Here is a 23,552-nt window from a genome sequence, read left to right as displayed (position 1 = left end):
GCTCGACCCTTAATGACAGCGGGGATCAACCAAACCAGTGATGGAACATCAGCTTAATGTAGTCAACGATGCGGCCGAAGAAACCGCCTTCCGGCATATCGTTCAGAACCACCAGCGGGTGCTGTTCAATGGTTTTGCCATCCAGCTGGAAGTTGATGCTGCCTACCACCTGATTTTTCTTCAGCGGCGCGTGCAGTTCAGTATTGCTCAGGGTGTAGCTGGCTTTCAGGTCTTTCATACGGCCGCGTGGAATCGTTAGATAGACATCTTTCTCGACGCCCAGCTGTACGCGATCGCTGTTACCGAACCACACCGGCTCAGAAGCAAACTCTTTACCGGCCTTCAGTGGCGCAACGGTTTCAAAGAAACGGAAGCCCCAGGTCAGCAGTTTTTTACTTTCTGTTTCACGCCCTTTGTAGGTATGACCGCCCATTACCGCAGAGATCAGGCGCATCTGGCCTTCTGTCGCGGAGGCCACCAGGTTGTAACCCGCCGCATCAGTATGCCCGGTTTTAATGCCGTCAACGTTCAGGCTGGTATCCCACAGCAGGCCGTTACGGTTTATCTGGCGGATATTGTTAAAGGTGAACTCTTTTTCATGGTAAACCGCGTACTCATCCGGCACGTCGCGGATCAGCGCACGGCCAATCAGCGCCATGTCGCGCGCCGAGCTGTACTGGCCTTCGGCATCGAGACCGTGCACGGTCTGGAAGTGAGTATTCTGCAGGCCCAGCGCTTTCACATAGTTGTTCATCAGCCCGACGAAGGCGTCCTGGCTGCCGGCCACATAGTCGGCCATCGCCACGCAGGCGTCATTACCGGACTGCAGCACGATACCGCGCGTCAGCTGGGAAACCGGCACGCGGTCGCCCGGCTTCAGGAACATCAGAGAAGAGCCTTTGAATACCGGGTTACCGGTTGCCCAGGCATCTTTGCCCACGGTGACGATATCATCCTGATGGATTTTTCCCGCTTTCACCGCCTGACCGATAACGTAACTGGTCATCATTTTGGTCAGGCTGGCAGGGTCGCGACGCGCGTCGGAATTCTTCTCTGCCAGTACCTTACCTGAGTTGTAGTCGATCAGAACATAGGCTTCAGCGTCAATGTCCGGCACGCCGGGGATCATGGTTTTGATGTTGACGTCATCGGCAAGAGCGACAGCGTTGAGGCTGAGCGCGATCAGGGTGCCTGTCGTCAGGCGTTTCAGTAATCGGGATGGGTTCAAAGTGTTCATGTAAGGACTACAACATCCATGGGCTAAGTTAAAAAAGTGACTCACTATAGCAAAATCATCCAGCCACAACCCGCCTAATTCAGGCGGGAAAGGGGGGATTTACCTGCTTAAGGTGCGACGGTAATAAACGATTGCTGCTGGGCTTCATTCGCCAGTCGCTGCTGCAAAGCGGCGGCCTGCGAACGCGAGCTGAACTGGCCCAGCTGCACGCGATAAACATTGTTGCGGCTATCGACAGAGCCGGGGACGCCGAACTGCTTGCCGAGGCTGCTGGCGAGCGCGCGGGCGCGGGTGCCGTCGCTCAGCGCGCCGACCTGCACCACGTAGGTGCCGGAGGCGCTGGCAGCTGGGGCAGCAGCCGCTGCGGCGGCCGGAGCGGCCACTGCAGCAGGGGCGGCAACCGGTTCGCTGCCTTCCAGCACGCCGTTTTGCAATGGCTGTGCGGCACCGAGGAAGCCACTGCTGCGCACTGGCGCGCCCATATTGTCTTCGCTATTCAGGGTGCTGTTATCCACCGGGCGCGACTGCTGCTGCTGCACTTCCTGCGGCTGCGGGCTGTTGTATTGCTGCGGCTGCGAGTTGCTCATAACGGCAGCGCCTGCGCCCATGGTCATGCCGCCACCGATATCCGGGCGTGAAGGCAGGGCATAGCTCTGCTTAGCGACCGTGGTCCCGATGGTGCCGGGGCCGGAAAGGCTACCGTCCGGCGCGACGCTGATGAAGTCAACGCGCACTTTGGTGTTGTTCGAGGTATTCAGGCGATCTGCGGCGGCACGCGACAGGTCAATAATACGGCCAGGCGTGTAGGGACCACGATCGTTGACGCGTACTACGATCATGCGGCCGTTGGCCAGATTCGTGACGCGCACGTAGCTTGGCAGCGGCAGCGTCGGGTGTGCCGCCGTCATGGCATTGGGGTCAAACTCTTCACCCGTGGCGGTACGATTGGTACCCATCTCTTCGCCATACGACGCAGCCAGACCGGTTTGGCTAAAATTCGACGGGTCTTTCACTACCGTGTAGCTTTTGCCGTTAACCGAGTAATCCTGCAGGGTGCCGGGATTAAACGGTTCATAACGCGGCTCTGCACCGCCAATCTCCACCACCGGGCCGTTATAGGCGGCCTGCTGCTGCGTGACCGGCGCCTGCTGGTCGTTGTCTGTAGTACAGGCTGCCAGCAGTGCTGATGCCAGGGCAACCCAAAGCCAATCCTTACGCATGTGTTTATGCCTCTTAAACGCTCTTCGACAACAGTTTTCGGTGGGTGTGAATCGACATTATGATGCCAAACCCGGCCATCAGGACGATCAGTGCGGAGCCGCCGTAGCTGACTAACGGTAACGGCACGCCTACCACCGGCAATATACCGCTTACCATGCCAATATTAACAAAAACATAGACAAAGAAGATCAGCATTAATCCACCGGCCATCACGCGACCAAAGGTGGTCTGCGCACGTGCAGCCATCGTCAGGCCACGCATGATCAGCAGCACGTAGAGTATCAGCAGAATCAGTACCCCGACTAATCCTAATTCTTCGGCCAGTACCGCAAAAATAAAGTCAGTATGGCGTTCGGGCAAGAACTCAAGCTGTGACTGGGTTCCATGCAGCCAGCCCTTACCGCGCAGCCCGCCTGAGCCGATGGCGATTTTCGACTGGATAATATGGTAGCCCGCGCCGAGTGGGTCGCTTTCCGGGTCGAGCAGCATCATCACGCGGTCGCGCTGATAGTCGTGCATCAGGAAGAACCACAGCACCGGAATAAATGCCGCCACCAGCAGCACTGCAATGGCGATCAGCTTCCAGCTCATGCCGGAGAGGAACAGCACGAACAGCCCGGAGGCAGCGATCAATATTGCAGTACCGAGATCCGGCTGTGCCGCTACCAGCAGGGTTGGCATAAAGATCAGCACCAGCGCGATGGCGGTGTTTTTCAAGGTCGGCGGGCAGACATCGCGGTTAATAAAGCGTGCCACCATCAGCGGTACGGCGATTTTGGCAATCTCCGAGGGCTGGAAGCGCACCACGCCGAGGTCCAGCCAGCGCTGTGCCCCTTTACTGATCTGCCCGAAGGCGTCCACCGCGATCAGCAAGATCACGCAGATTATATAGAGGTAGGGCGCCCAGCCTTCATACACGCGCGGCGGGATTTGCGCCATCACCAGCATCACGACCACTCCCATGGCAATCTGACCGAGCTTGCGCTCCATCATGCCCGGATCCTGGCCGCTGGCACTCCACATCACCAGCGCGCTGTAAATCAGCAGCGCGGCGATGATCAGGCAAAATGTCGGATCAATATGGATACGCGTCCAGATTGTCCTTTTCTGATGGCTATCATTCATAACCGGTTATTCACCTTCGTAGCCTGGCGGCGTTGGCGCAGCGTCAGGCAGGTTAGTATTGTTATCGCCAAGAATAATGTGGTCGAGGATCTGGCGCATGATAGTCCCGACGGCCGGACCTGCGCCGCCATTCTCAAGGATGATAGTGACGGCCACGCGGGGATGATCGTAAGGCGCAAAGGCCGTCATCAGCTTGTGGTCGCGCAGGCGTTCCGTCAGCTTGTGGGCGTTATAGGTTTCATTCGCTTTCAGGCCAAATACCTGTGCGGTACCTGACTTGGCGGCGATTTTATAGGAAGCGTCCGCAAAGCTCTTACGCGCAGTACCATTTGGACGGTTCGCCACGCCATACATGCCGTCTTTGGCAATTTCCCAGTAGCCGGAGTGGACGTCTGCGACCGGGGCCTCCGGCGGCTGACGCCATGGCACTTTAGTGCTGCCCTGCATGGCGTCCATCATCAGATGCGGAGTTTTAATCACGCCATCGTTAATCAGGATCATCAACGCTTTGTTCATCTGTACCGGCGTGGCGGTCCAGTACCCCTGGCCGATACCCACCGGTATGGTGTCCCCCTGATACCAGGGTTTCTTGAAGCGCTTCATCTTCCAGTCACGGGTGGGCATGTTGCCGGCGGTCTCTTCGATCAGATCGATACCGGAAAGATGGCCGTAGCCGAATTTACTCATCCACTCGCCGAGCCGGTCGATGCCCATATCATAGGCAACCTGATAGAAGAAGGTATCCGCGGACTCTTCCAGCGATTTGGTGACGTTCAGGCGGCCGTGGCCCCAGCGTTTCCAGTCGCGGAAACGTTTTTCGGACCCGGGCAGCTGCCACCAGCCCGGGTCAAACAGGCTGGTGTTGCGGGTGATGACGCCGGCGGTCAGGGCTGACACCGCAATATACGGTTTCACCGTGGACGCTGGAGGGTAGGCGCCCTGTGTCGCGCGGTTAATCAACGGGCGGTTTTCATCATGCAGCAGGCGGTTATAGTCCTTGCTGGAGATACCGTCGACAAACAGGTTCGGGTCATAGCTGGGCATGGAGACCATCGCCAGTAATTCACCGTTACGCGGATCGCTGACCACTACGGCGGCACGACTGCCCGCCAGCAGCGTCTCAATATACTGCTGGAGCTTAAGGTCAATCGTCAGGTAGATATCGCGCCCGGCCTGCGGAGACTGCTCGTGCAGCTGGCGAATAACGCGGCCGCGGTTGTTCACTTCGACCTCTTCATACCCCGTTTTGCCGTGCAGTACATCTTCGTAATAGCGCTCAATACCCAGCTTGCCGATGTCGTGGGTGGCAGCATAGTTGGGCCACTTGCCCTCTTTATCCAGGCGCTCGACGTCGCGGTCGTTAATTTTCGACACGTAGCCGAGCACGTGGGTCAGGGCGGAGCCGTAAGGGTAGTAGCGGCGCTGATAGCCTTTGACTTCAACGCCGGGGAAACGGTACTGATTGACGGCAAAACGCGCTACCTGAACGTCATTCAGGCTGGTTTTCACCGCAATAGAGGTAAAGCGACGCGAGCGTTTGCGCTCTTTTTCAAATGCTTCAATATCTTCATCGGTCAGATCGACGATAGGCTTCAGCTCCTGCAGGACTTGCTGCAGGTTATCGACTTTTTCAGGCACCAGCTCGAGCTGGTAAATGGTGCGGTTAAGCGCCAGGGGGACGCCATTACGGTCGAAGATAATGCCACGGCTGGGCGCGACCGGAACCAATTTGATGCGGTTCTCATTGGAGCGCGTGCTGTAGTCGTCAAAGCGGGTAATTTGCAGGTGGTAAAGGTTCGCCACCAGCACACCGGAAAGCAGCAAAATGCCAAAAAATGCGATTAGCGCCCGACGAACAAACAGCGTCTGCTCGGCGGTATAGTCACGAAAGGAGTTACGTTGTAATTTCATCCGCTGCTTTTGTCTGTCCGGTTAGCCTTATCCGTTACTCACGATGATAAGGATGATTCGCAGTAATGCTCCATGCACGATACAAACTCTCTGCAACCAACACGCGAACCAGCGGATGGGGCAGGGTCAGCGCTGAGAGTGACCAGCTTTGTTCCGCCGCGGCCTTGCAGGCGGGTGACAGGCCTTCCGGTCCGCCAATCAACAGGCTGACATCGCGGCCATCCTGCTTCCAGCGTTCCAGTTGACTGGCGAGCTGTGGGGTTTCCCACGGCTGGCCGGGTATATCCAGCGTGACGATGCGGTTGCCCTTACCGGTGGCTGCCAGCATCATTTCGCCTTCTTTTTCCAGAATGCGTTTGATATCGGCATTCTTGCCGCGCTTTCCGGCCGGGACCTCAGTCAGTTCGAATGGCATATCTTTCGGAAACCGACGCAGATATTCCATAAAACCCGTTTGAACCCAGTCCGGCATTTTGGTGCCAACGGCGACCAGTTGCAGCTTCACGGCTTAACTCCAGAGCTTTTCCAGTTCGTACAGCTGACGGCTGTCTGCTTCCATGACGTGAAGGATCACTTCACCGAGGTCAACAACCACCCAGTCACTTGGCGCACGGCTGTTAACGCGAAAAGCATCCAGACCGATCTGCTTCGCTTCCTGAACCACGTGTTCAGCGATGGAAACCAGATGGCGGGTTGAGGTGCCGGTGCAAATCACCATATAGCTGGTGATGCTTGATTTGCCCTGAACGTCGATAGCGACAATGTCCTGAGCTTTTAAATCGTCACATTTATCAATGACGAAGTCTTGGAGTGCTTGACCTTGCAAAAGGTTCCCCCTTGGGATTTAAGTCTGAAGGGTTATCGCATATTCACGCGTAAAGCGCTGTCGACAACCGTAACATGATGTTTTAGCCGGGCGAATGCCCCGAAAAATTAGCGGCGAAGTATATCACGCTGTGGCAGGTTGCGATATACACGTCCTGATTCGAGCCGCAGATGGGTTGGCTACTCGCGCTCACCCGAATCACTTTGAGTAAGCTCATCGGGACTTGCTGGTGGGCCGCCTGCCTGCAATTCGAATTATTGTGTGTATAACCCCTCGCGATCGATGTAATCGCTGACGGCCGGGGGTAGCAGGTCGCTATCTGACTTGCCCTGATGACGACGCGTGCGGATTTCGGTAGCCGAAATGTCGACCAGCGGAGTGTCGGCGAGAAACACCTTACCGGCGGGCGTTTGTTGCAGGAGCAGCGCGTCGCGCGTCAGATGCTGGTCCAGCCACCGTTGCAGCTCCGGCGTTTCCATCTCGCTGCGATAGCCCGGACGCTGACAGACCAGCAGATGACATAATGACAGCAGCGCCTGCCAGCGGTGCCACTTATGTAAGGTTAGCAGGGAATCCTGACCGATGATAAAGGCCAGCGGCTGGCGCGCCCCGCGCTCGGCGCGCAGCTCTTCCAGCGTTTCGAGGGTGTAAGAGGGGGTGCTGCGCTGCATTTCACGCAGGTCCAGCTCGAACAGCGGGTTCCCGGCAATCGCCAGCCTGACCATTTCCACGCGCTGTGCGGGCGTGGCCTCCGGCTGCGGGCGATGCGGCGGCACGTTGTTTGGCATCAGCGTGACTTTTTGCAACCCGACCTGTGCGGCCAGCGCTTCAGCCGGCTGCAGGTGACCGTAGTGGATCGGGTCAAACGTGCCGCCGAGCAGCGCGTGCAGTTTAATGGTGTCACACATCACAGAAACTCGGCGGGAAAGCCGGGTGGCACAGCACCAGCGCCAGCGTCTCCAGCTCCGCCCAAACCGACTGGCCGTAATCCTGCTTCAGCGTCAGTTCGATATGCGTCAGTGCGCGCACGGCCTGGCCCAGCTGCGCGCTGCTCAGGCGCTGCAGCGCATCGCTAAACAGCGTGCGGCGGTTCTGCCATACCCGGTGCTGGTCAAACAGCGTGCGCAGCGGCGTGCTGGCCATCTGGCGCTGCAGCGTCACCAGCAGCAGCAGATCGCGCTGCAGGGTGCGCAGCAGGATTACCGGTTCACTCTCTTCTGAACGCATCTGGCGCAGGATGTGCAGTGCGCGCTTACTTTTCCCGGCCAGCAGGGCATCAACCCAGTGGAACGGCGTGAAATGCGCGGCATCATTGACCGCCTGCTCAACGCGCGGCAGCGTCAGTTTCCCGTCCGGCCACAGCAGAGCCAGCCGTTCCAGTGCCTGAGACAAGGCCAGCAGATTGCCTTCATAGCAGTAGCACAGCAGCTGATTGGCGGCATCATCCAGCGTCAGCTGCTGTTTTTTAGCGCGGGCCGCGACCCAGCGCGGTAGCTGCGCCTGTTCCGGCGTCTGGCAGGGAACCAGCACACCGTGGGCGCTCAGCGCCTTAAACCAGGCGCTGTTTTCCTGAGCTTTGGTGAGTTTACTGGCGCGCAGCACCAGCAGGATATCGCTGTGCAGCAGCGTGGAGAGCATGAGCAGCTGTTCGCTCATGGCGGCATTTGGGCCGTTTTCCGGCAAAATAAGCAGCAACGTCTGGCGGCTGGCAAACAGGCTGAGCTCCTGGCAGGTGGCAAATATATCCTGCCAGTCGGTTCCCGCTTCCAGCACTACGCTGAAATGTTCAGTAAACCCCTGCTGCTGGGCGGCGGCGCGGATCTCGTCCTGCGCTTCCTGCAGCAGCAGCGGTTCATTACCGCTTAACAGATAACAGGCGCGCAGCCCCTCTCGGAGTTGCGCGCCCAGTTGCTCAGGGTAAATCCTGATCATCGTGTGTAAGAGCTGTCCGACACGCTGTTGGCAGCACCCGGCAGGTTATCCACCGCTGAAGGCGTGCTGTCGAGCGTGTTAATGGCCGGGTTCTTTTCCGCCGCATGCACCGTCAGCAGCTTACGCACCAGCTGCTCAACCGCCTGAGTACGCATCTCATTCACAATGATCTGCTGCTCGGAGTCTTTTGCCAGCGCGGCCAGCGGGTTATCGAAGAATGAACGGTAGACGGTGGCGCTGATCGGATAGATGCCCTTATTCGGCACCAGCACCGAGGCGCTCACGGTCATCACCATCGAGTACTCGGCGGTTTTCCCGTCCTGGAAGATCGAGGCGGTATCGCGGCCGCTCCTCTCACCCTGCAGACGCAGTGAAGGCACATCGGTGCGCTCCGCCGCGTTATCGAGGATGGTGACGTTGTTCAGACGCAGCTGTTCGCGCACGGCACGCGTCAGCGGGCCATACGGGTCAGCGGTATCAAGAACCAGCGTTTTCATCTCCGGCGGCACCGAGGTGGTGCCGCGCAGATGGTAGCCACAACCGGCGGTGATCAACACCGCCATGCCGAGTAATAACGAGACTATCGGATGTCGCACAATTCCTCCTGACATCAGCCCACGACCAGGTTAAGCAGCTTGCCCGGTACGTAAATCACTTTACGAATGGTGACGCCATCAAGATATTTGGCCACCAGATGCTCCTGCGCAGCGCGAGCCTGCACCTGTTCCTGGTTAGCGTCAGCTGCGACGGTAATCTTCCCGCGCACCTTGCCGTTAACCTGTACCACAACCAGCAGAGAATCTTCGACCATTGCCGCTTCGTCTGCCTGCGGCCACGGTGCGTTGTCGATGTCGCCCTCGCCACCCAGCGACTGCCACAGCACGAAGCTGGCGTGCGGAGTGAACGGGTTAAGCATGCGTACCACGGCCAGCAGCGCTTCCTGCATCAGCGCACGATCCTGCTCGCTCTCCTGCGGGGCACGGGCAAGTTTGTTCATCAGCTCCATAATTGCGGCAATCGCAGTGTTGAAGGTCTGACGGCGGCCGATATCATCGGACACTTTGTTAATGGTTTTATGCAGATCGCGACGCAGGGATTTCTGAGCGTCGTCCAGCGCATCAACGTCCAGCGCGACGGTAGCACCTTTTGCGGTGTGCTCAAAGGCCAGTTTCCAGACGCGTTTCAGGAAGCGGTTGGCCCCTTCCACACCGGACTCCTGCCACTCCAGCGTCATTTCCGCCGGGGAAGCGAACATCATGAACAGACGCACGGTGTCAGCACCGTAGCGCTCCACCATCACCTGCGGGTCGATGCCATTGTTTTTTGACTTCGACATTTTGCTCATGCCGGCATAAACCAGCTCGTGGCCTGCTTCGTCAGTTGCTTTAGTAATACGGCCTTTTTCATCGCGCTCAACGGTGACGTCAACCGGAGAAACCCAGTTACGCTCGCCGTTGGCACCGCTGTAGTAGAAGGCATCTGCCAGCACCATACCCTGGCACAGCAGGCGTTTAGCCGGCTCGTCAGAGTTTACCAGCCCGGCATCACGCAGCAGCTTGTGGAAGAAGCGGAAGTAGAGCAGGTGCATGATGGCATGCTCAATGCCCCCCACATACTGATCGACCGGCAGCCAGTAGTTAGCGGCCGCCGGGTCCAGCATGCCTTTGTCATAGTCCGGGCAGGTGTAGCGTGCGTAGTACCAGGAAGACTCCATAAAGGTATCAAAGGTATCGGTTTCGCGCAGCGCAGGCTGACCGTTGACGGTGGTTTTCGCCCACTCGGGGTCGGCTTTAATTGGGCTGGTAATGCCATCCATCACCACATCTTCCGGCAGGATCACCGGCAGCTGGTCTTCAGGCGTTGGCATCACGGTGCCATCTTCCAGCGTCACCATTGGAATTGGCGCACCCCAGTAACGCTGACGGGAGACACCCCAGTCGCGCAGGCGGTAGTTTACCTTACGCTCGCCAACCCCTTTGTCGGCCAGTTTGTTGGCAATGGCGTTGAAACCGTCTTCATAGGACAGACCGTCAAACTCACCGGAGTTAAACAGCGTGCCTTTTTCGGTCATCGCGGCTTCGCTCAGGTCTGGCGCGCTGCCGTCAGCGGCAAGGATCACCGGCTTGATGGCCAGGTCATACTTGGTGGCGAATTCCCAATCGCGCTGGTCGTGGCCAGGTACGGCCATTACGGCACCGGTGCCGTATTCCATCAGCACAAAGTTTGCTACCCACACCGGCAATTTCTCACCGGTCAGTGGATGTTCAGCAAACAGGCCGGTCGCCATGCCTTTCTTCTCCATGGTCGCCATTTCAGCTTCGGCCACCTTGGTGTTCCGGCACTCGGCGATGAAGTCAGCCAGCGCCGGGTTGGTTGCAGACGCCTGAGCGGCCAGCGGGTGGCCCGCAGCGACGGCCAAGTAGGTCACACCCATAAAGGTGTCCGGGCGCGTGGTGTAGACGCTCAGCTTCTCTGCGCTGTCGATAACGCTGAACTCGATTTCCACCCCTTCGGAGCGGCCAATCCAGTTGCGCTGCATAGTTTTGACCTGCTCAGGCCAGCTTTCCAGCTTGTCGAGGTCATTCAGCAGTTCGTCGGCATAGTCGGTGATTTTGACAAACCACTGTGGGATCTCTTTGCGTTCAACCTTGGTGTCGCAGCGCCAGCAGCAGCCGTCAATAACCTGCTCGTTAGCCAGCACGGTCATGTCGTGCGGGCACCAGTTCACCGCCGAGGTCTTTTTGTAGACCAGGCCTTTTTCATACAGCTTGGTGAAGAACCACTGTTCCCAGCGGTAATACTCTGGCTGGCAGGTGGCGAGTTCGCGGTTCCAGTCATAGCCAAAGCCCAGCAGTTTCAGCTGGTTTTTCATGTAGTCGATGTTGGAGTAGGTCCACGGGGCCGGTGCGGTTTTGTTTTTCACCGCGGCGCCTTCAGCAGGCAGGCCGAAGGCATCCCAGCCGATTGGCTGCAGCACGTTTTTACCCAGCATGCGCTGGTAACGGGAGATCACGTCACCAATCGTATAGTTGCGCACGTGGCCCATGTGTAGGCGGCCAGAAGGATAGGGCAGCATGGAGAGGCAGTAATACTTCTCTTTACCTTCCTCTTCGGTCACTTTGAACGTTTGCTTCTCATCCCAGTGCTGCTGGACGTGGGATTCTATCTCTTCCGGGCGGTATTGCTCTTGCATAGTAGCCAGTGGTCCTTTGTATCGATTTTTTTGTGTTCGTTCAGATCCGCATAGCATAGCTGATAAGCAACTGTGGCAACAACAGTAAGCGTCCTGATGGTGGGCATTTCTCTGCAAGCTGGAAGCGCGGCGGCAAAATTTATCGTTGAAACACGGTAAATTTTCAGCAGGCGCTAGAATGAGAGGAAACGCTTTCGTTATCAATAAGGAGAGTCTATGAACAAGGTCGCTCAGTATTATCGTGAGCTGGTATCTTCACTGACAACGCGTCTGGAACGCGGAGAACGCGATATCGATGCGCTGGTTGAGAGTGCGCGCCAGCGGATGAATAATCGTGGCGAGTTAACGCGCAGTGAAATTGATGACGTGAGCCGCGCCGTACGCCGCGATCTGGAAGAGTTTGCCCGCAGCTATGCCGAAAATCAGCAGGAGCTGGGCGACAGCGTGTTTATGCGCGTGATCCGGCAAAGCATCTGGAAGGAGCTGGCGGATATTACCGACAAAAGTCAGCTGGAGTGGCGTGAAGTATTCCAGGACCTCAACCATCATGGCGTGTATCAGAGTGGCGAAGTCGTGGGGTTAGGCAATCTGGTGTGTGAGACCTGCCAGTTTACCCGGGCGATCTACACCCCTGAGGTGCTGACCCGCTGCCCGGAGTGCGGCCACGATCACTTCGTGCGTCAGCCGTTTGAACCGTAAATAAACCTACGGGTCGGGCATGCCCGACTCCGGGGCCAGGTATACCTGGCCCCTGGGGCTTAGTGCAGGATCTTCGCGAGGAAGTCTTTAGCACGCTCCGACTGCGGATTGTTAAAGAACTCATCTTTCGGTGAGTCTTCAACAATCTTGCCTTCATCCATAAAGATGACGCGGTTCGCCACCTTACGCGCAAAGCCCATCTCGTGCGTCACCACCATCATCGTCATGCCTTCGTTAGCCAGTTCGACCATGACGTCCAGCACTTCATTGATCATCTCCGGATCTAATGCCGAGGTCGGTTCATCGAACAGCATGGCGATGGGATCCATACAGAGCGCGCGGGCAATCGCCACGCGCTGCTGCTGACCCCCGGAGAGCTGGCCAGGGAACTTGTTGGCATGTGCCCCCAGCCCGACACGCTCCAGCAGCTTCAGACCCTTTTGACGCGCTTCTTCTTTATTACGCTTCAGAACTTTTACCTGCGCCAGCGTCAGATTTTCAACAATCGACAGGTGCGGAAACAGTTCAAAGTGCTGGAACACCATCCCGACTTTTGAGCGCAGCTGCGCCAGGTTAGTTTTCTTATTGTTGACCGGGGTGCCATTAACTTCGATCAACCCCTTCTGCACCGGCTCAAGGCCGTTAACGGTTTTGATCAGCGTGGATTTACCGGAACCGGAAGGACCGCAAACCACCACCACTTCACCTTTTTTCACTTCGGTTGAGCAGTCGGTCAGCACCTGAAAGTGACCATACCACTTAGAAACATTTTTCAGGGTAATCATTTAAGCAGTCCTTTTTTTCTTTAAATAGCTGACCAACAGCGACGCGCTAAGGCTGATAACAAAGTAGACCGCACCGGCAAACAGCACCATTTCAATCTCGGTACCGTTATTCACCCCGATGGTATCGGCGGTACGGAAGAAATCGGCAAGGCTTAAGACATACACCAGTGAGGTATCCTGGAACAGCACGATGCCCTGCGTCAGCAGCAGCGGCACCATGGCGCGAAACGCCTGCGGCAGGATAATCAGCTTCATGGACTGCCACTGGGTCATGCCCAGCGCCAGCGCGGCGTTGCCCTGACCGCGGGCGATGCTCAAAATACCGGCGCGGATTATTTCCGAATAGTAGGCCGCTTCAAACAGCGAGAAGGCCACCATGGCTGAGATCAGGCGGATATCCGTTTTCGGCGACAGCCCCAGAACCTGCTGCAGGAAACTCGGCACCACCAGGTAAAACCACAGCAGCACCATCACCAGCGGCACAGAACGGAACAGATTGACGTAAATCTTGGCAAACCAGCTGATCGGTTTAAACGTCGACAGGCGCATTACTGCCAGCAGCGTGCCCCAGATAATGCCGAAGACCACCGCGGTGACGGTGATCTTAAGCGTGATGACCATGCCATTCCACAGGTAGGGCAGATTAGGAACGATGGTGCTCCAGTCAAATTGGTACATTATTTGCCTCCCTGGCCCGGCAGGCGGACTTTGCGTTCAACCAGGCTCATCAGCAGCATGATCACCGCGTTAATTGCGATGTAGGCGAGGGTGATAGCAGTGAAAGATTCATAGGCGTGTGCCGAGTAGTCCAGCAGTTTCCCGGCCTGAGCGGCCATATCGACCAGGCCAATCGTCGAAGCGATAGCCGAGTTTTTTACCAGGTTCAGCATCTCCGAGGTCATCGGCGGCACGATCACGCGGTAGGCATTCGGTAACAGTACATAGCGATAGGTTTGCGGCAGCGTCAGGCCCATCGCCAGACCGGCATTCTTCTGTCCTGAAGGCAGCGACTGGATCGCCGCACGTACCTGTTCGCAGACGCGCGCGGCGGTAAACAAGCCCAGGCATAGCACGGAACAGGTAAAGAACTGGATGTTCGGATCGATCTCCGATTTAAACCACATGCCTATCCCTTCTGGCAGCAGTTCCGGCACCACCAGATACCAGATAAAGAATTGCACAATCAGCGGCACGTTACGGAACAGTTCAACGTAACAGGTGCCGAGTGAAGAGAGCAGACGGTTAGGTACGGTACGTAAAATACCGAACAGTGAACCGACCAGCAGGGCGATTATCCAGGCGCAGACCGAGACGGCAATGGTGGCCTGGAAACCAGACCATAACCAACCGAGGTAGGTAGTATTGCCGAAGGGGGCCTCCTGCAGGAATATTCCCCAGTTCCAATCAATAGACATAAAAAGCTCCGGTAAAAAAAGGGTAGCGACCGCTACCCTGAAGATTGATGAGAGGCTCTGCTGTGCTCGCCGGGGAACGACCGGCTTGCACCTTCACCGGGCCGTATGGTTTGAGCCATATCAGCCTGGCTGTGTCTGTCCGAGCCTGTTTTCAACAATCGTAGGGCAGCTACCTGCCCTTAACCCGTCCTAATTAACGTTGCTACTGCGTTGGCTTCACTCTTTCACCCCAGTCACTTACTTTCGTCAGCTCCCGGGGATTCATGCGCTTGCCGCCTTGTCGCCACGCTAATTATTCAGGATTTCTTTTGATTATTAATTCAATGCTTTGTCATTAGGTGTCTTGAACAGGGCTTTCATGTCGTCGGACAGTTCAAAGTTCATGTTCATATTCTTAGGTGGGATTGGCTGCTTGAACCATTTATCGAACCACTTAGCTGCTTCACCGGAAGTCTGTGCCTGAGCGATGGTGTCATCCATCAGCTGTTTAAACTCACCGTCACCTTTACGCAGCATACAGCCGTAGGCTTCTTTCGACTGTGGCGTACCGAGGATCTCCCAGCCATCCGGTTTTTTCGCCTTGGCACGTTCACCGGCCAGCAGGGCATCATCCATCATAAACGCCACGGCGCGGCCGCTTTCCAGCGTGCGGAACGAGTCACCGTGATCTTTAGCGCTGATAATACGCATGCCCATTTTCTGCTCGTCATTCAGCTTGTTCAGCAGAATTTCTGAGGTGGTACCGGACGTGACAACCACGGTTTTGCCCTTCAAATCGGCGAAATCTTTAATCGGGCCGCCTTTTTTCACCAGCAGTCGGGTGCCGACAACAAAGATGCTGTCAGAGAACGCAGCCTGTTTCTGGCGCTCGAGGTTATTGGTGGTAGAACCACACTCAAAATCGTAGGTGCCGTTCTGCAACAGTGGGATACGGTTCTGCGAGGTGATCGGCAGCATTTTTACCTGCAGGTCGGGCTTGTTCAGTTTTTTCTTGATGGCGTCAACAATCGCGTTGGAATAGTCCTGAGAGTAGCCCACCACTTTCTGAGCATTATCGTAATAGGAGAACGGGACGGATGATTCACGGTGACCTACGACGATGACGCCGTTTTTGGCAATTTTTTCCAGGGTAGGCATTTGCTGTTGAGCATCTGCAGCGGCCTGTGGTTTGGCGTCCTCAGCATGAGCGATACCGGAGGCGAATCCTGCCAGTGCAAGGCAAAGCCCCAGTTTCCGTAATTTCATGTTCCTACTCCTTTGCAGTTGTGGCGCGAAATAAAACTGCGCCGACGTGATGTTGTGTGTGTATTTCCTGCTAATTATCTGTTTTTTTTCACGGCTTAACGCGTGTGGTTCCCCAATAACATAGCTGAATGTTAACGGCATGAAATGAAAAAGTTTCTTTTTTGCGAGGTGCGCCGCACCAAATGTGGGCGGTATTCCAGGCAATGCTCCGCAAGGGTGCAATTAATGCGCCTTAGCGGTGCGGGGACGATTTCATCGTGACATTCGTCGGGGGCCAGCACAGGTTTCCATGGAAACAATCCATAAAAACGAAGCAATCATCGTGCCAATGGGGGAGTTTTAACAAAAGTGCAGCATAAACTGTGGGGGAAGGGGGAGGAGTAGCATGAATTGGGGCTGACCATTTTTTCCGGTCAGCCCGCAACAGGGCAGGCAAGGGTCGAGCGAAAAGAGCATCGACCCCGACTGACTACTTACGACGACAACGACGTGAACCAATCAGACCGGCAATAGCAAACAGCAATGAGATCGCCCAGATGCCCCAGTTGCCGATGCGGGCATAAGGCGTCAGGCCGGTAGTCGGGGTCACTTTCGCCGCTAACACTTCCGCTTTGAACTGCGGAATGATGTGGGTGATGTCACCGCTGGCATCGACCACTGCCGTCACGCCGTTATTTGTGCTGCGCAGCAGTGGGCGGCCCAGCTCCAGCGCGCGCATACGCGCCATCTGCAAGTGCTGCCACGGCCCGATAGAGTGACCAAACCAGGCATCGTTCGAAATCGTGAGCAGGAAGTTGGTATCCGGACGGAAGTTGTCACGCACCTGCTGCCCCAGCACGATTTCGTAGCAAATGGCGGCGGTGAGGTTATAGCCCGCCACCTGCAGCTGCGGCTGGACGTAGCTGCCGCGGCTGAATGACGACATCGGCAGGTCGAAGAAGGGCGCCAGCGGCCGCAGCAGCGACTCCAGCGGGACAAATTCCCCGAACGGCACCAGATGATTCTTCTGGTAGCGGTTGCCGCTGAAGTAGTTGTAAGGCTGCGGGCCGCCCAGCACGATGATGGTGTTGTAATCGTGGTAGCGATTACTCTCCAGGCGTGAATCGACGATGCCGGTCACCAGGCTGCTGCCACTGTCGCGCAGCTGGTCATCCACTGACTTCAGGAACGGCTGCTGGTTGGTTTCCAGATCGGGAATGGCGGATTCTGGCCAGATGATGATCGGGGCTTTACCCACGTACGGACGGCTGAGCGCCGTGTAGGTTTTCAGCGTATTGATCAGCTGATTCGGGTCCCACTTCAGGGACTGCTCAATGTTGCCCTGCACCATTGCAACGTTCACCGCCCGTTCAGGCAGCGGCTGGAACCAGCTAATCAGACGCAGCGGCCACGGCAGCAGCAGCAGGGCGGCGGCGGCGATAGCAGGGGCCAGACGGCGCTGCACCAGAGCATAAACCGCCAGGCCTGCAATCACCATCAGCAGGAAGGTGATGCCTTCTACGCCCAGCAGCGGAGCTAACCCTTTCAGCGGGCCGTTGATCTGGCTGTAGCCAAACTGCAGCCACGGAAAGCCGGTCAGCACCCAGCCACGCAGGAATTCACAGATCTGCCACAGCACCGGAGCCGCAATCGCCAGGCGCAGCAGCGAGGCTTTCGGACACAGGCGGTTAAGCAGCGTGGTGAACAGCAGCGTGTAGAGCGACAGATAGGCGGCCAGCAGCAGTACAAGGAAAACATTTACCGGCCCTGGCATTCCGCCGAAGGTTGCGATGCTGACATACACCCAGTTGATACCGCTGCCAAACAGGCCAAAGCCCCAGACAAAACCAATGGCGCTGGCCTGGCGGGTGGTGCGGTTAAGGGTTAATGCCTGCAGGCCAAACAGTGAAACTAAAGCAGCGGGCCAGAAATCATAGGGGGAGAAAGAAAGGGTGCCAATGGCACCCGTAATCAGCGCTAAAAGCAGGCGAACCCGCTGGCGCTGGTAGATTGAGGCAATTGCCATACGGTAGTTACTCTTCCAGAGTCGGTTGCGGCGAATTTTCCGGGATACGGACATGGACCTGAATAATACGACGGCTGTCCGCCATCGCCACTTTAAACTGGTAACCGTCAATCTCAATACTTTCACCGCGGGCCGGCAGATGGCCGAAGCCCTGCATCACCAGGCCACCGATGGTGTCGACCTCTTCGTCACTGAAGCTGGTCTCGAAGACTTCATTAAAATCTTCGATCGGCGTCAGTGCCCGGATAGTGTAGGTGTGGCGACTCAGCTGACGAATATCGCGATCTTCTTCATCGTCATACTCATCTTCGATTTCACCGACAATCAGCTCGAGGATATCCTCAATGGTGACCAGACCGGAAACGCCACCGAATTCATCAATCACAATCGCCATATGGTACCGCTGCGAGCGGAACTCTTTCAGCATGCGGTCAACGCGCTTGCTTTCCGGTACCACCACCGCAGGGCGCAGAACTTTTTCGATGCTGAAAGGCTCAGATTCACTGCTCATAAACGGCAGCAGATCCTTGGCCATCAGGATGCCTTCAACGTGGTCCTTGTCTTCACTGATTACCGGGAAACGTGAGTGCGCGGAGTCAATAATGACCCCAAGGCACTCTTCCAGCGTCTGGTTACGCTTCAGCGTCACCATCTGGGAGCGGGGGATCATAATGTCACGTACCCGCTGTTCGGCAATATCCATCACCCCTTCCAGCATGTCCCTGGTATCCGGGTCAATCAGGTCATTCTGTTCGGAGTCGCGGATCAGTTCCAGCAGGTCGTCACGGTTTTTTGGCTCACCGTGAAAAAGCTGGTTGAGAATGAGTGAAAAAAATCCCTTTTTACTCGGGGGACTGTCATTGTTTTGTGAATGGTCATCGCTCATGGCGTTTTTGAGTTTGTCTCTCTGTTGTGTGATCGGCTGCCCCGAATTATTCAGGGGCAGGCGTGTTTACCCTTGATACTTCGAACGGCAGGTGCCTTGGCTGCGCTCGCTCGCCCCCGTCACATAGCTGACTGTGTTGCCGGGAACTCTCGATCTGGCCGCCTTGCTGCAATTCGAATCATTTTGGGTTGATTCAGTTATTCTTTCTCCGAAATGTACGGATCGGGATACCCGAGAGCAAGCATTATCTCGGTTTCCAGCGATTCCATCTCTTCGGCTTCTTCATCTTCGATGTGATCATAACCCAGCAGGTGAAGGCTACCGTGGATCACCATGTGCGCCCAGTGGGCCTCCAGCGCTTTTTCCTGCTCTGCCGCTTCCTGCTCAACCACCTGACGGCAGATGATCAGATCGCCCAACAGCGGCAGCTCAATACCCGGCGGTGCTTCAAACGGGAATGAGAGCACGTTGGTCGGCTTATCCTTGCTACGATAGGTGTGGTTCAGCTCACGGCTCTCCGCCTCATCAACCAGACGGATAGTGACTTCGCTTTCCGGCTGGAACTGCGGCAGAACCGCCTCCAGCCAGCGCTGAAAGTCCGACTCTGGCGGCAGACCCTGCGCGTTCTCGCAGGCAAGCTGCAGATCAAGAATCACATTACTCATTTGTTCTCCTGTGAAGCCTGCTGAGCAGCAAGCGCTTCACGTTTACGTTCTTCTGCCTGAGCATCGCGACGTTTCTGGTCGGCGGCTTCCCAGGCTTCATAGGCCACGACGATACGTGCCACCACCGGATGGCGCACCACGTCTTCACTGTGGAAAAAGTTAAAGCTCAACTCTTTCACGTCGGACAGCACCTCAATGGCGTGGCGCAGGCCGGACTTCAGGTTGCGCGGCAGGTCAATCTGCGTCACGTCACCGGTGATTACCGCTTTGGAATTAAATCCAATGCGCGTGAGGAACATCTTCATCTGTTCGATGGTGGTGTTCTGGCTTTCATCGAGGATGATGAAGGCATCGTTCAGCGTACGGCCGCGCATATAGGCCAGCGGCGCGACTTCGATGACGTTGCGCTCAATCAGCTTTTCAACGCGCTCAAAACCGAGCATCTCGAACAGAGCGTCGTACAGCGGGCGCAGGTAAGGGTCAACCTTTTGGCTCAGGTCGCCCGGCAGAAAGCCAAGCTTTTCTCCGGCCTCAACCGCCGGGCGGGTCAGCAGAATGCGGCGGATCTCCTGGCGCTCCAGCGCATCGACCGCTGCCGCCACGGCCAGATAGGTTTTACCCGTTCCGGCAGGGCCGATGCCGAAGGTCACATCGTGGTCGAGGATGTTGGCCACATATTGCGCCTGATTTGGCGTACGTGGCTTAATCACGCCACGCTTGGTCTTGATGTGAATCGCTTTGCCAAACTCAGGCACGCTGTCGGCTGTCTGCTCCAGTACGCGGCTCTCTTTAACCGCCAGATGGATCTGTTCCGGATCGATATCCGGAATGTGGCCGCGTATCGGGGCGGTATCCACATACAGATGGCGCAGGATATCGGCAGCGGCGTCGACACTCAGCGCACGGCCAACCAGCTTAAAGGCATTCTCACGGCGATTAATCTCAATCCCCAGACGGCGCTCGAGCAGCTTGATATTGTCATCAAACGGGCCACACAGGCTCAGCAACCGGGTATTGTCGATGGGTTCCAGAGTTATTTCACGTGTTTCAATATTCAAACTAATCCTTTGGGTCACACAGGGCCAGGTTGAGAAATGGATGGCGAGACGGGCTTTAACAGCAGAGCCATAGCGAAATTATTTATGGCGAAGCGCAAAGCTGCAAGCGTCCGTGTGGATATTTGGGCGCGTGTTTCAGAAAGCAAGTGTAACGCGATGAAATGATGCGGCACATCTGAAGACGTGCCGCAAAAATTGGGGGTCAAGGCTGGAAAGTTCCCACGCCGAGTTCGTTCTCTTTGCGCGTGCGTGCGATAACGGAGGCTGGGGATTCAAGAGTGCGCAGGTCCATCTGATCTTCAGCGCGCACCAGCACGCCACGCAGCGAGTTGGCGTAGACATCAACGATTTCCACATCGACAAACTTGCCGATGTGCTCCGGAGTGCCTTCAAAGTTCACCACGCGGTTACATTCGGTACGCCCGGAGAGTTCCATCACATTCTTGCGTGAGGTGCCCTCCACCAGAATGCGCTGCACGGTGCCGAGCTTGCTGCGGCTCCAACTCATCACCTGCTGGTTGATGCGGTCCTGCAGAATATAGAGACGCTGCTTTTTCTCTTCTTCCGAGACATCGTCCGGCAAATCGGCGGCTGGCGTGCCGGGGCGCGCGGAGTAAATAAAGCTGAAGCTGGTATCGAAGTTTATCTCACCAACCAGCTTCATGGTCTGCTCAAAGTCGGCCTGGGTTTCGCCCGGGAAGCCGATGATAAAGTCAGAGCTCATCTGAATATCCGGGCGTGCAGCGCGCAGTTTTCGGATGATGGCTTTGTACTCCAGCGCGGTATGGGCGCGCTTCATCAGGGTCAGAATACGGTCCGCGCCGCTCTGCACCGGCAGATGCAGGAAGCTCACCAGCTCCGGCGTATCGCGATAGACATCAATGATATCGTCGGTGAATTCAATCGGATGGCTGGTGGTAAAACGGATACGGTCGATACCATCAATGGCAGCGACCAGCCGCAGCAGCTCGGCAAACGAGCAGATCCCGCCGTCATAGGTGGCTCCGCGATAAGCATTGACGTTCTGGCCCAGCAGGTTGACTTCACGCACGCCCTGCGCGGCCAGCTGAGCAATTTCAAACAGAATATCGTCAGAAGGGCGGCTGACCTCTTCACCGCGGGTGTAGGGCACCACGCAGAAGGTACAATATTTGTTGCAGCCTTCCATGATCGAGACAAAAGCGGTCGGTCCTTCAGCCCGCGGTTCCGGCATGCGGTCAAACTTTTCTATCTCCGGGAAGCTGACATCCACCACCGGGCTTTTACTGCCGCGCACGGTGTTGATCATCTCCGGCAGGCGGTGCAGCGTCTGTGGGCCAAAGACGATATCGACACAGCTGGCGCGCTGGCGGAGCTGGGCACCCTCCTGCGAGGCCACGCAGCCGCCAACGCCGATAATCACATCGGGGTTCGCTTCCTTCAGCTTTCTCCAGCGGCCAAGCAGCGCAAAAACTTTTTCCTGAGCCTTTTCACGAATCGAACAGGTGTTGAGCAGCAGTATGTCGGCATCTTCCGCCTCTTCAGTCAGAACATAGCCGTGTGTGCTGTTTAACAGGTCAGCCATTTTGGATGAGTCATACTCATTCATCTGACAGCCCCAGGTTTTGATATGTAGTTTTTTTGTCATCGACTTGCCATTTGTCATGCAGAAAGAGGAGCAGGGCGCGTATTCTGTCGTGCAGAGACGCCCATTAAGCCCGTGTTGCGGCGATCTGATTGTCACAGAAAATTCCGGTACACTTAATCACGCTCAGGATAACAGAATTCAGCCGGTGAGGTGTAGCCACACAGCACGCCAGGTCAGGCCGGCGAAGGAAAAAAAATGACGGAAATAAAGCAGAAAGTGGACGTGGCCATTGTCGGTGGCGGCATGGTGGGCGCAGCGCTGGCGAGTGGTCTGGCGCAGCACGGTTTTCAGGTTGCAGTGCTGGAGCAGGAAACGCCGGCAGAGTTTGTGGCGGGGAGCGATCCGGATGTGCGTATTTCCGCTATCGGTGCTGCCTCCGCTGCGCTGCTAAAACAGCTTGATGTCTGGCCTGCGGTGCTGGCGATGCGCACAGTGCCTTACCGCAAGCTGGAAACCTGGGAGTGGCAGACCGCAGCAGTTAATTTTGATGCCGAGTCGCTTGGCCTGCCAGAACTGGGTTTTATGGTGGAAAACAGCGTGTTGCAGCAGGCTCTGTGGCAGCGTCTGCAGCAGCAACCGGTTCAGCTACTTTGCCCGGCTCGCCTGCGCGATCTGCAAAGTGAAAACGGCGGCTGGCAGTTAACGCTGGATAACGGTGAGCAGCTGCACGCACGGCTGGTGGTCGGCGCTGACGGGGCGAACTCCCAGGTTCGGCAGCTGGCCGGGATTGGTATACACGGCTGGAATTATTCTCAGTCGTGCATGTTGATCAGCGTGCGCTGTGAGCATGACGCCGGCGATACCACCTGGCAGCAGTTCACTCCGGATGGCCCACGCGCATTCCTGCCGCTGTTTGATCGCTGGGCGTCGCTGGTGTGGTATGACAGCCCGGCACGCATCCGCCAGCTGCAGGCGATGAGCATGCCCCAGCTGCAAAAGGAGATCCAGGCACACTTCCCGCCGCGAGTGGGCAGAGTGACCCCGGTCGCCGCCGGTTCCTTCCCGCTGGTGCGCCGCCATGCCACGCGCTATGTGCTGCCCGGTCTGGCGCTGGTGGGCGATGCGGCTCACACCATTAATCCGCTGGCCGGGCAGGGGGTGAACCTCGGCTATCGCGACGTGGACGCGCTGATTGAGGTGTTGAGTGCGTCGCGGCTGCGTGCGGAGGACTGGGCATCCGCAGCGGTATTACAGCGCTATCAGCGCAAACGCCTGAAGGACAACCTGCTGATGCAGAGCGGGATGGACCTGTTCTATTTTGCCTTCAGCAATCAGTCGGCACCCCTGAAGGTGTTGCGTAACCTTGGATTGATTGTCGCGCAGCATTCGGGCGTGCTTAAGCGTCAGGCATTAAGGTATGCGTTAGGTTTGTAGCAACGGTGGGATGGCAGGCTGACCGAACCAGAGGGTCAGCCTCTACCGCTAGCAACACTGCCCGGTCATTTCGTCGGGGCCGATGTTTTTCCGATCGCGCCTTTATTCAGACGTAAAAAAGCCCGCTTGCGCGGGCTTCTTTACTAATTGGCTGGGGTGCAGGGATTCGAACCCCGGAATGCTGGTATCAGAAACCAGAGCCTTACCACTTGGCGACACCCCAATTATTACTTATGCGACTGGCGAACCAGGCGTCTTTTTCTTTGCGACTCGTATTACCAGCCGTCTAAATATGGCTGGGGTGCAGGGATTCGAACCCCGGAATGCTGGTATCAGAAACCAGAGCCT

At 56.7% G+C, this 23,552-nt stretch carries 21 protein-coding genes and 1 tRNA gene; 2 read left to right on the top strand and 20 right to left on the bottom strand.

Annotation, left to right across the window (positions count from 1 at the left end; genetic code table 11):
* Positions 1-25 precede the first annotated feature (25 nt).
* The 10 genes from dacA to leuS all read right to left on the bottom strand — a co-directional run bounded on the left by dacA (position 26) and on the right by leuS (position 11,445).
* On the bottom strand, positions 26-1,237 hold the full coding sequence (gene dacA / locus QLG07_RS17045) for a D-alanyl-D-alanine carboxypeptidase DacA (RefSeq protein WP_048916776.1): 1,212 nt from the start codon (positions 1,235-1,237) through the stop codon (positions 26-28).
* A gap of 107 nt (positions 1,238-1,344) precedes the next feature.
* Complete coding sequence (rlpA, locus tag QLG07_RS17040; protein ID WP_133624182.1) at positions 1,345-2,457, bottom strand: endolytic peptidoglycan transglycosylase RlpA; 1,113 nt, start codon at positions 2,455-2,457, stop codon at positions 1,345-1,347.
* Positions 2,458-2,470: 13 nt separating this feature from the next.
* On the bottom strand, positions 2,471-3,583 hold the full coding sequence (mrdB, locus tag QLG07_RS17035; protein WP_048916774.1) for a peptidoglycan glycosyltransferase MrdB: 1,113 nt from the start codon (positions 3,581-3,583) through the stop codon (positions 2,471-2,473).
* A gap of 6 nt (positions 3,584-3,589) precedes the next feature.
* Entirely contained in the window at positions 3,590-5,494 is a 1,905-nt protein-coding gene (gene mrdA / locus QLG07_RS17030) for a peptidoglycan DD-transpeptidase MrdA (RefSeq protein WP_048916773.1), read from the bottom strand.
* 34 nt (positions 5,495-5,528) lie between these two features.
* The gene (gene rlmH, locus QLG07_RS17025) at positions 5,529-5,999 is read right to left on the bottom strand and encodes a 23S rRNA (pseudouridine(1915)-N(3))-methyltransferase RlmH (protein WP_012442067.1); all 471 of its coding nucleotides are present in this window, start codon (positions 5,997-5,999) and stop codon (positions 5,529-5,531) included.
* A gap of 3 nt (positions 6,000-6,002) precedes the next feature.
* Positions 6,003-6,320, bottom strand: coding sequence for a ribosome silencing factor (gene rsfS / locus QLG07_RS17020; protein ID WP_048916772.1), 318 nt, complete (start codon positions 6,318-6,320; stop codon positions 6,003-6,005).
* Positions 6,321-6,574: 254 nt separating this feature from the next.
* The gene (gene nadD / locus QLG07_RS17015; RefSeq protein WP_282469743.1) at positions 6,575-7,228 is read right to left on the bottom strand and encodes a nicotinate-nucleotide adenylyltransferase; all 654 of its coding nucleotides are present in this window, start codon (positions 7,226-7,228) and stop codon (positions 6,575-6,577) included.
* The gene (gene holA / locus QLG07_RS17010) at positions 7,221-8,252 is read right to left on the bottom strand and encodes a DNA polymerase III subunit delta (RefSeq protein ID WP_048916770.1); all 1,032 of its coding nucleotides are present in this window, start codon (positions 8,250-8,252) and stop codon (positions 7,221-7,223) included. The genes nadD and holA overlap by 8 nt, the downstream gene beginning before the upstream one ends.
* Complete coding sequence (lptE, locus tag QLG07_RS17005) at positions 8,249-8,848, bottom strand: LPS assembly lipoprotein LptE (protein WP_048916769.1); 600 nt, start codon at positions 8,846-8,848, stop codon at positions 8,249-8,251. Before lptE ends, holA begins: the two co-directional genes overlap by 4 nt.
* A gap of 14 nt (positions 8,849-8,862) precedes the next feature.
* The gene (gene leuS, locus QLG07_RS17000) at positions 8,863-11,445 is read right to left on the bottom strand and encodes a leucine--tRNA ligase (protein WP_048916768.1); all 2,583 of its coding nucleotides are present in this window, start codon (positions 11,443-11,445) and stop codon (positions 8,863-8,865) included.
* 216 nt (positions 11,446-11,661) lie between these two features.
* Between leuS and QLG07_RS16995 the strand changes: the two genes are divergently transcribed.
* Complete coding sequence (locus QLG07_RS16995) at positions 11,662-12,144, top strand: zinc ribbon-containing protein (RefSeq protein WP_048916767.1); 483 nt, start codon at positions 11,662-11,664, stop codon at positions 12,142-12,144.
* A 59-nt stretch (positions 12,145-12,203) separates the two neighbouring features.
* Here the strand turns inward: QLG07_RS16995 and QLG07_RS16990 are convergent, their stop codons facing one another.
* From QLG07_RS16990 to miaB, 9 genes are all read right to left on the bottom strand, one after another.
* Positions 12,204-12,929 carry an amino acid ABC transporter ATP-binding protein gene (locus tag QLG07_RS16990; protein WP_048916766.1) on the bottom strand — a complete coding sequence of 242 codons (726 nt, stop codon included), beginning with the start codon at positions 12,927-12,929 and terminating at the stop codon, positions 12,204-12,206.
* On the bottom strand, positions 12,930-13,607 hold the full coding sequence (gene gltK / locus QLG07_RS16985) for a glutamate/aspartate ABC transporter permease GltK (protein WP_099753574.1): 678 nt from the start codon (positions 13,605-13,607) through the stop codon (positions 12,930-12,932).
* Positions 13,607-14,344, bottom strand: coding sequence for an amino acid ABC transporter permease (locus QLG07_RS16980; RefSeq protein WP_282469742.1), 738 nt, complete (start codon positions 14,342-14,344; stop codon positions 13,607-13,609). Before QLG07_RS16980 ends, gltK begins: the two co-directional genes overlap by 1 nt.
* Positions 14,345-14,659: 315 nt before the next feature.
* A complete protein-coding gene (locus QLG07_RS16975) occupies positions 14,660-15,589 on the bottom strand; it encodes an amino acid ABC transporter substrate-binding protein (RefSeq protein ID WP_282469741.1) in 930 nt (309 codons plus the stop codon).
* Between the two features lie 469 nt (positions 15,590-16,058).
* Positions 16,059-17,594: an apolipoprotein N-acyltransferase gene (gene lnt, locus QLG07_RS16970; RefSeq protein WP_282469740.1), complete on the bottom strand. Its 1,536-nt coding sequence runs from the start codon at positions 17,592-17,594 to the stop codon at positions 16,059-16,061.
* 7 nt (positions 17,595-17,601) lie between these two features.
* Positions 17,602-18,480 carry a CNNM family magnesium/cobalt transport protein CorC gene (corC, locus tag QLG07_RS16965; RefSeq protein ID WP_048916761.1) on the bottom strand — a complete coding sequence of 293 codons (879 nt, stop codon included), beginning with the start codon at positions 18,478-18,480 and terminating at the stop codon, positions 17,602-17,604.
* Positions 18,481-18,677: 197 nt separating this feature from the next.
* Positions 18,678-19,145, bottom strand: a complete 468-nt coding sequence (gene ybeY, locus QLG07_RS16960; RefSeq protein ID WP_048916760.1) for an rRNA maturation RNase YbeY — start codon at positions 19,143-19,145, stop codon at positions 18,678-18,680.
* The gene (locus QLG07_RS16955) at positions 19,142-20,203 is read right to left on the bottom strand and encodes a PhoH family protein (protein WP_048916759.1); all 1,062 of its coding nucleotides are present in this window, start codon (positions 20,201-20,203) and stop codon (positions 19,142-19,144) included. Before QLG07_RS16955 ends, ybeY begins: the two co-directional genes overlap by 4 nt.
* A gap of 202 nt (positions 20,204-20,405) precedes the next feature.
* Complete coding sequence (miaB, locus tag QLG07_RS16950; RefSeq protein WP_282469739.1) at positions 20,406-21,830, bottom strand: tRNA (N6-isopentenyl adenosine(37)-C2)-methylthiotransferase MiaB; 1,425 nt, start codon at positions 21,828-21,830, stop codon at positions 20,406-20,408.
* A gap of 195 nt (positions 21,831-22,025) precedes the next feature.
* On the opposite strand from miaB, the gene ubiF reads away from it, so the two are divergent.
* Positions 22,026-23,204 (top strand): 3-demethoxyubiquinol 3-hydroxylase, encoded by a 1,179-nt coding sequence (ubiF, locus tag QLG07_RS16945; protein ID WP_282469738.1) that lies wholly within the window; start codon positions 22,026-22,028, stop codon positions 23,202-23,204.
* Between the two features lie 148 nt (positions 23,205-23,352).
* On the opposite strand, the gene QLG07_RS16940 is transcribed toward ubiF, so the two are convergent.
* Positions 23,353-23,427 (bottom strand) — tRNA-Gln (locus tag QLG07_RS16940).
* Between the last annotated feature and the right edge of the window lie 125 nt (positions 23,428-23,552).

Origin of the sequence: Erwinia sp. V90_4 (genome assembly GCF_029967685.1) — a bacterium.
GTDB classification, from domain to species: domain Bacteria; phylum Pseudomonadota; class Gammaproteobacteria; order Enterobacterales; family Enterobacteriaceae; genus Erwinia; species Erwinia aphidicola.
The sequence above is the reverse complement of the archived record's forward strand: the minus strand, read 5'-3'. Positions and strand labels throughout refer to the sequence as shown.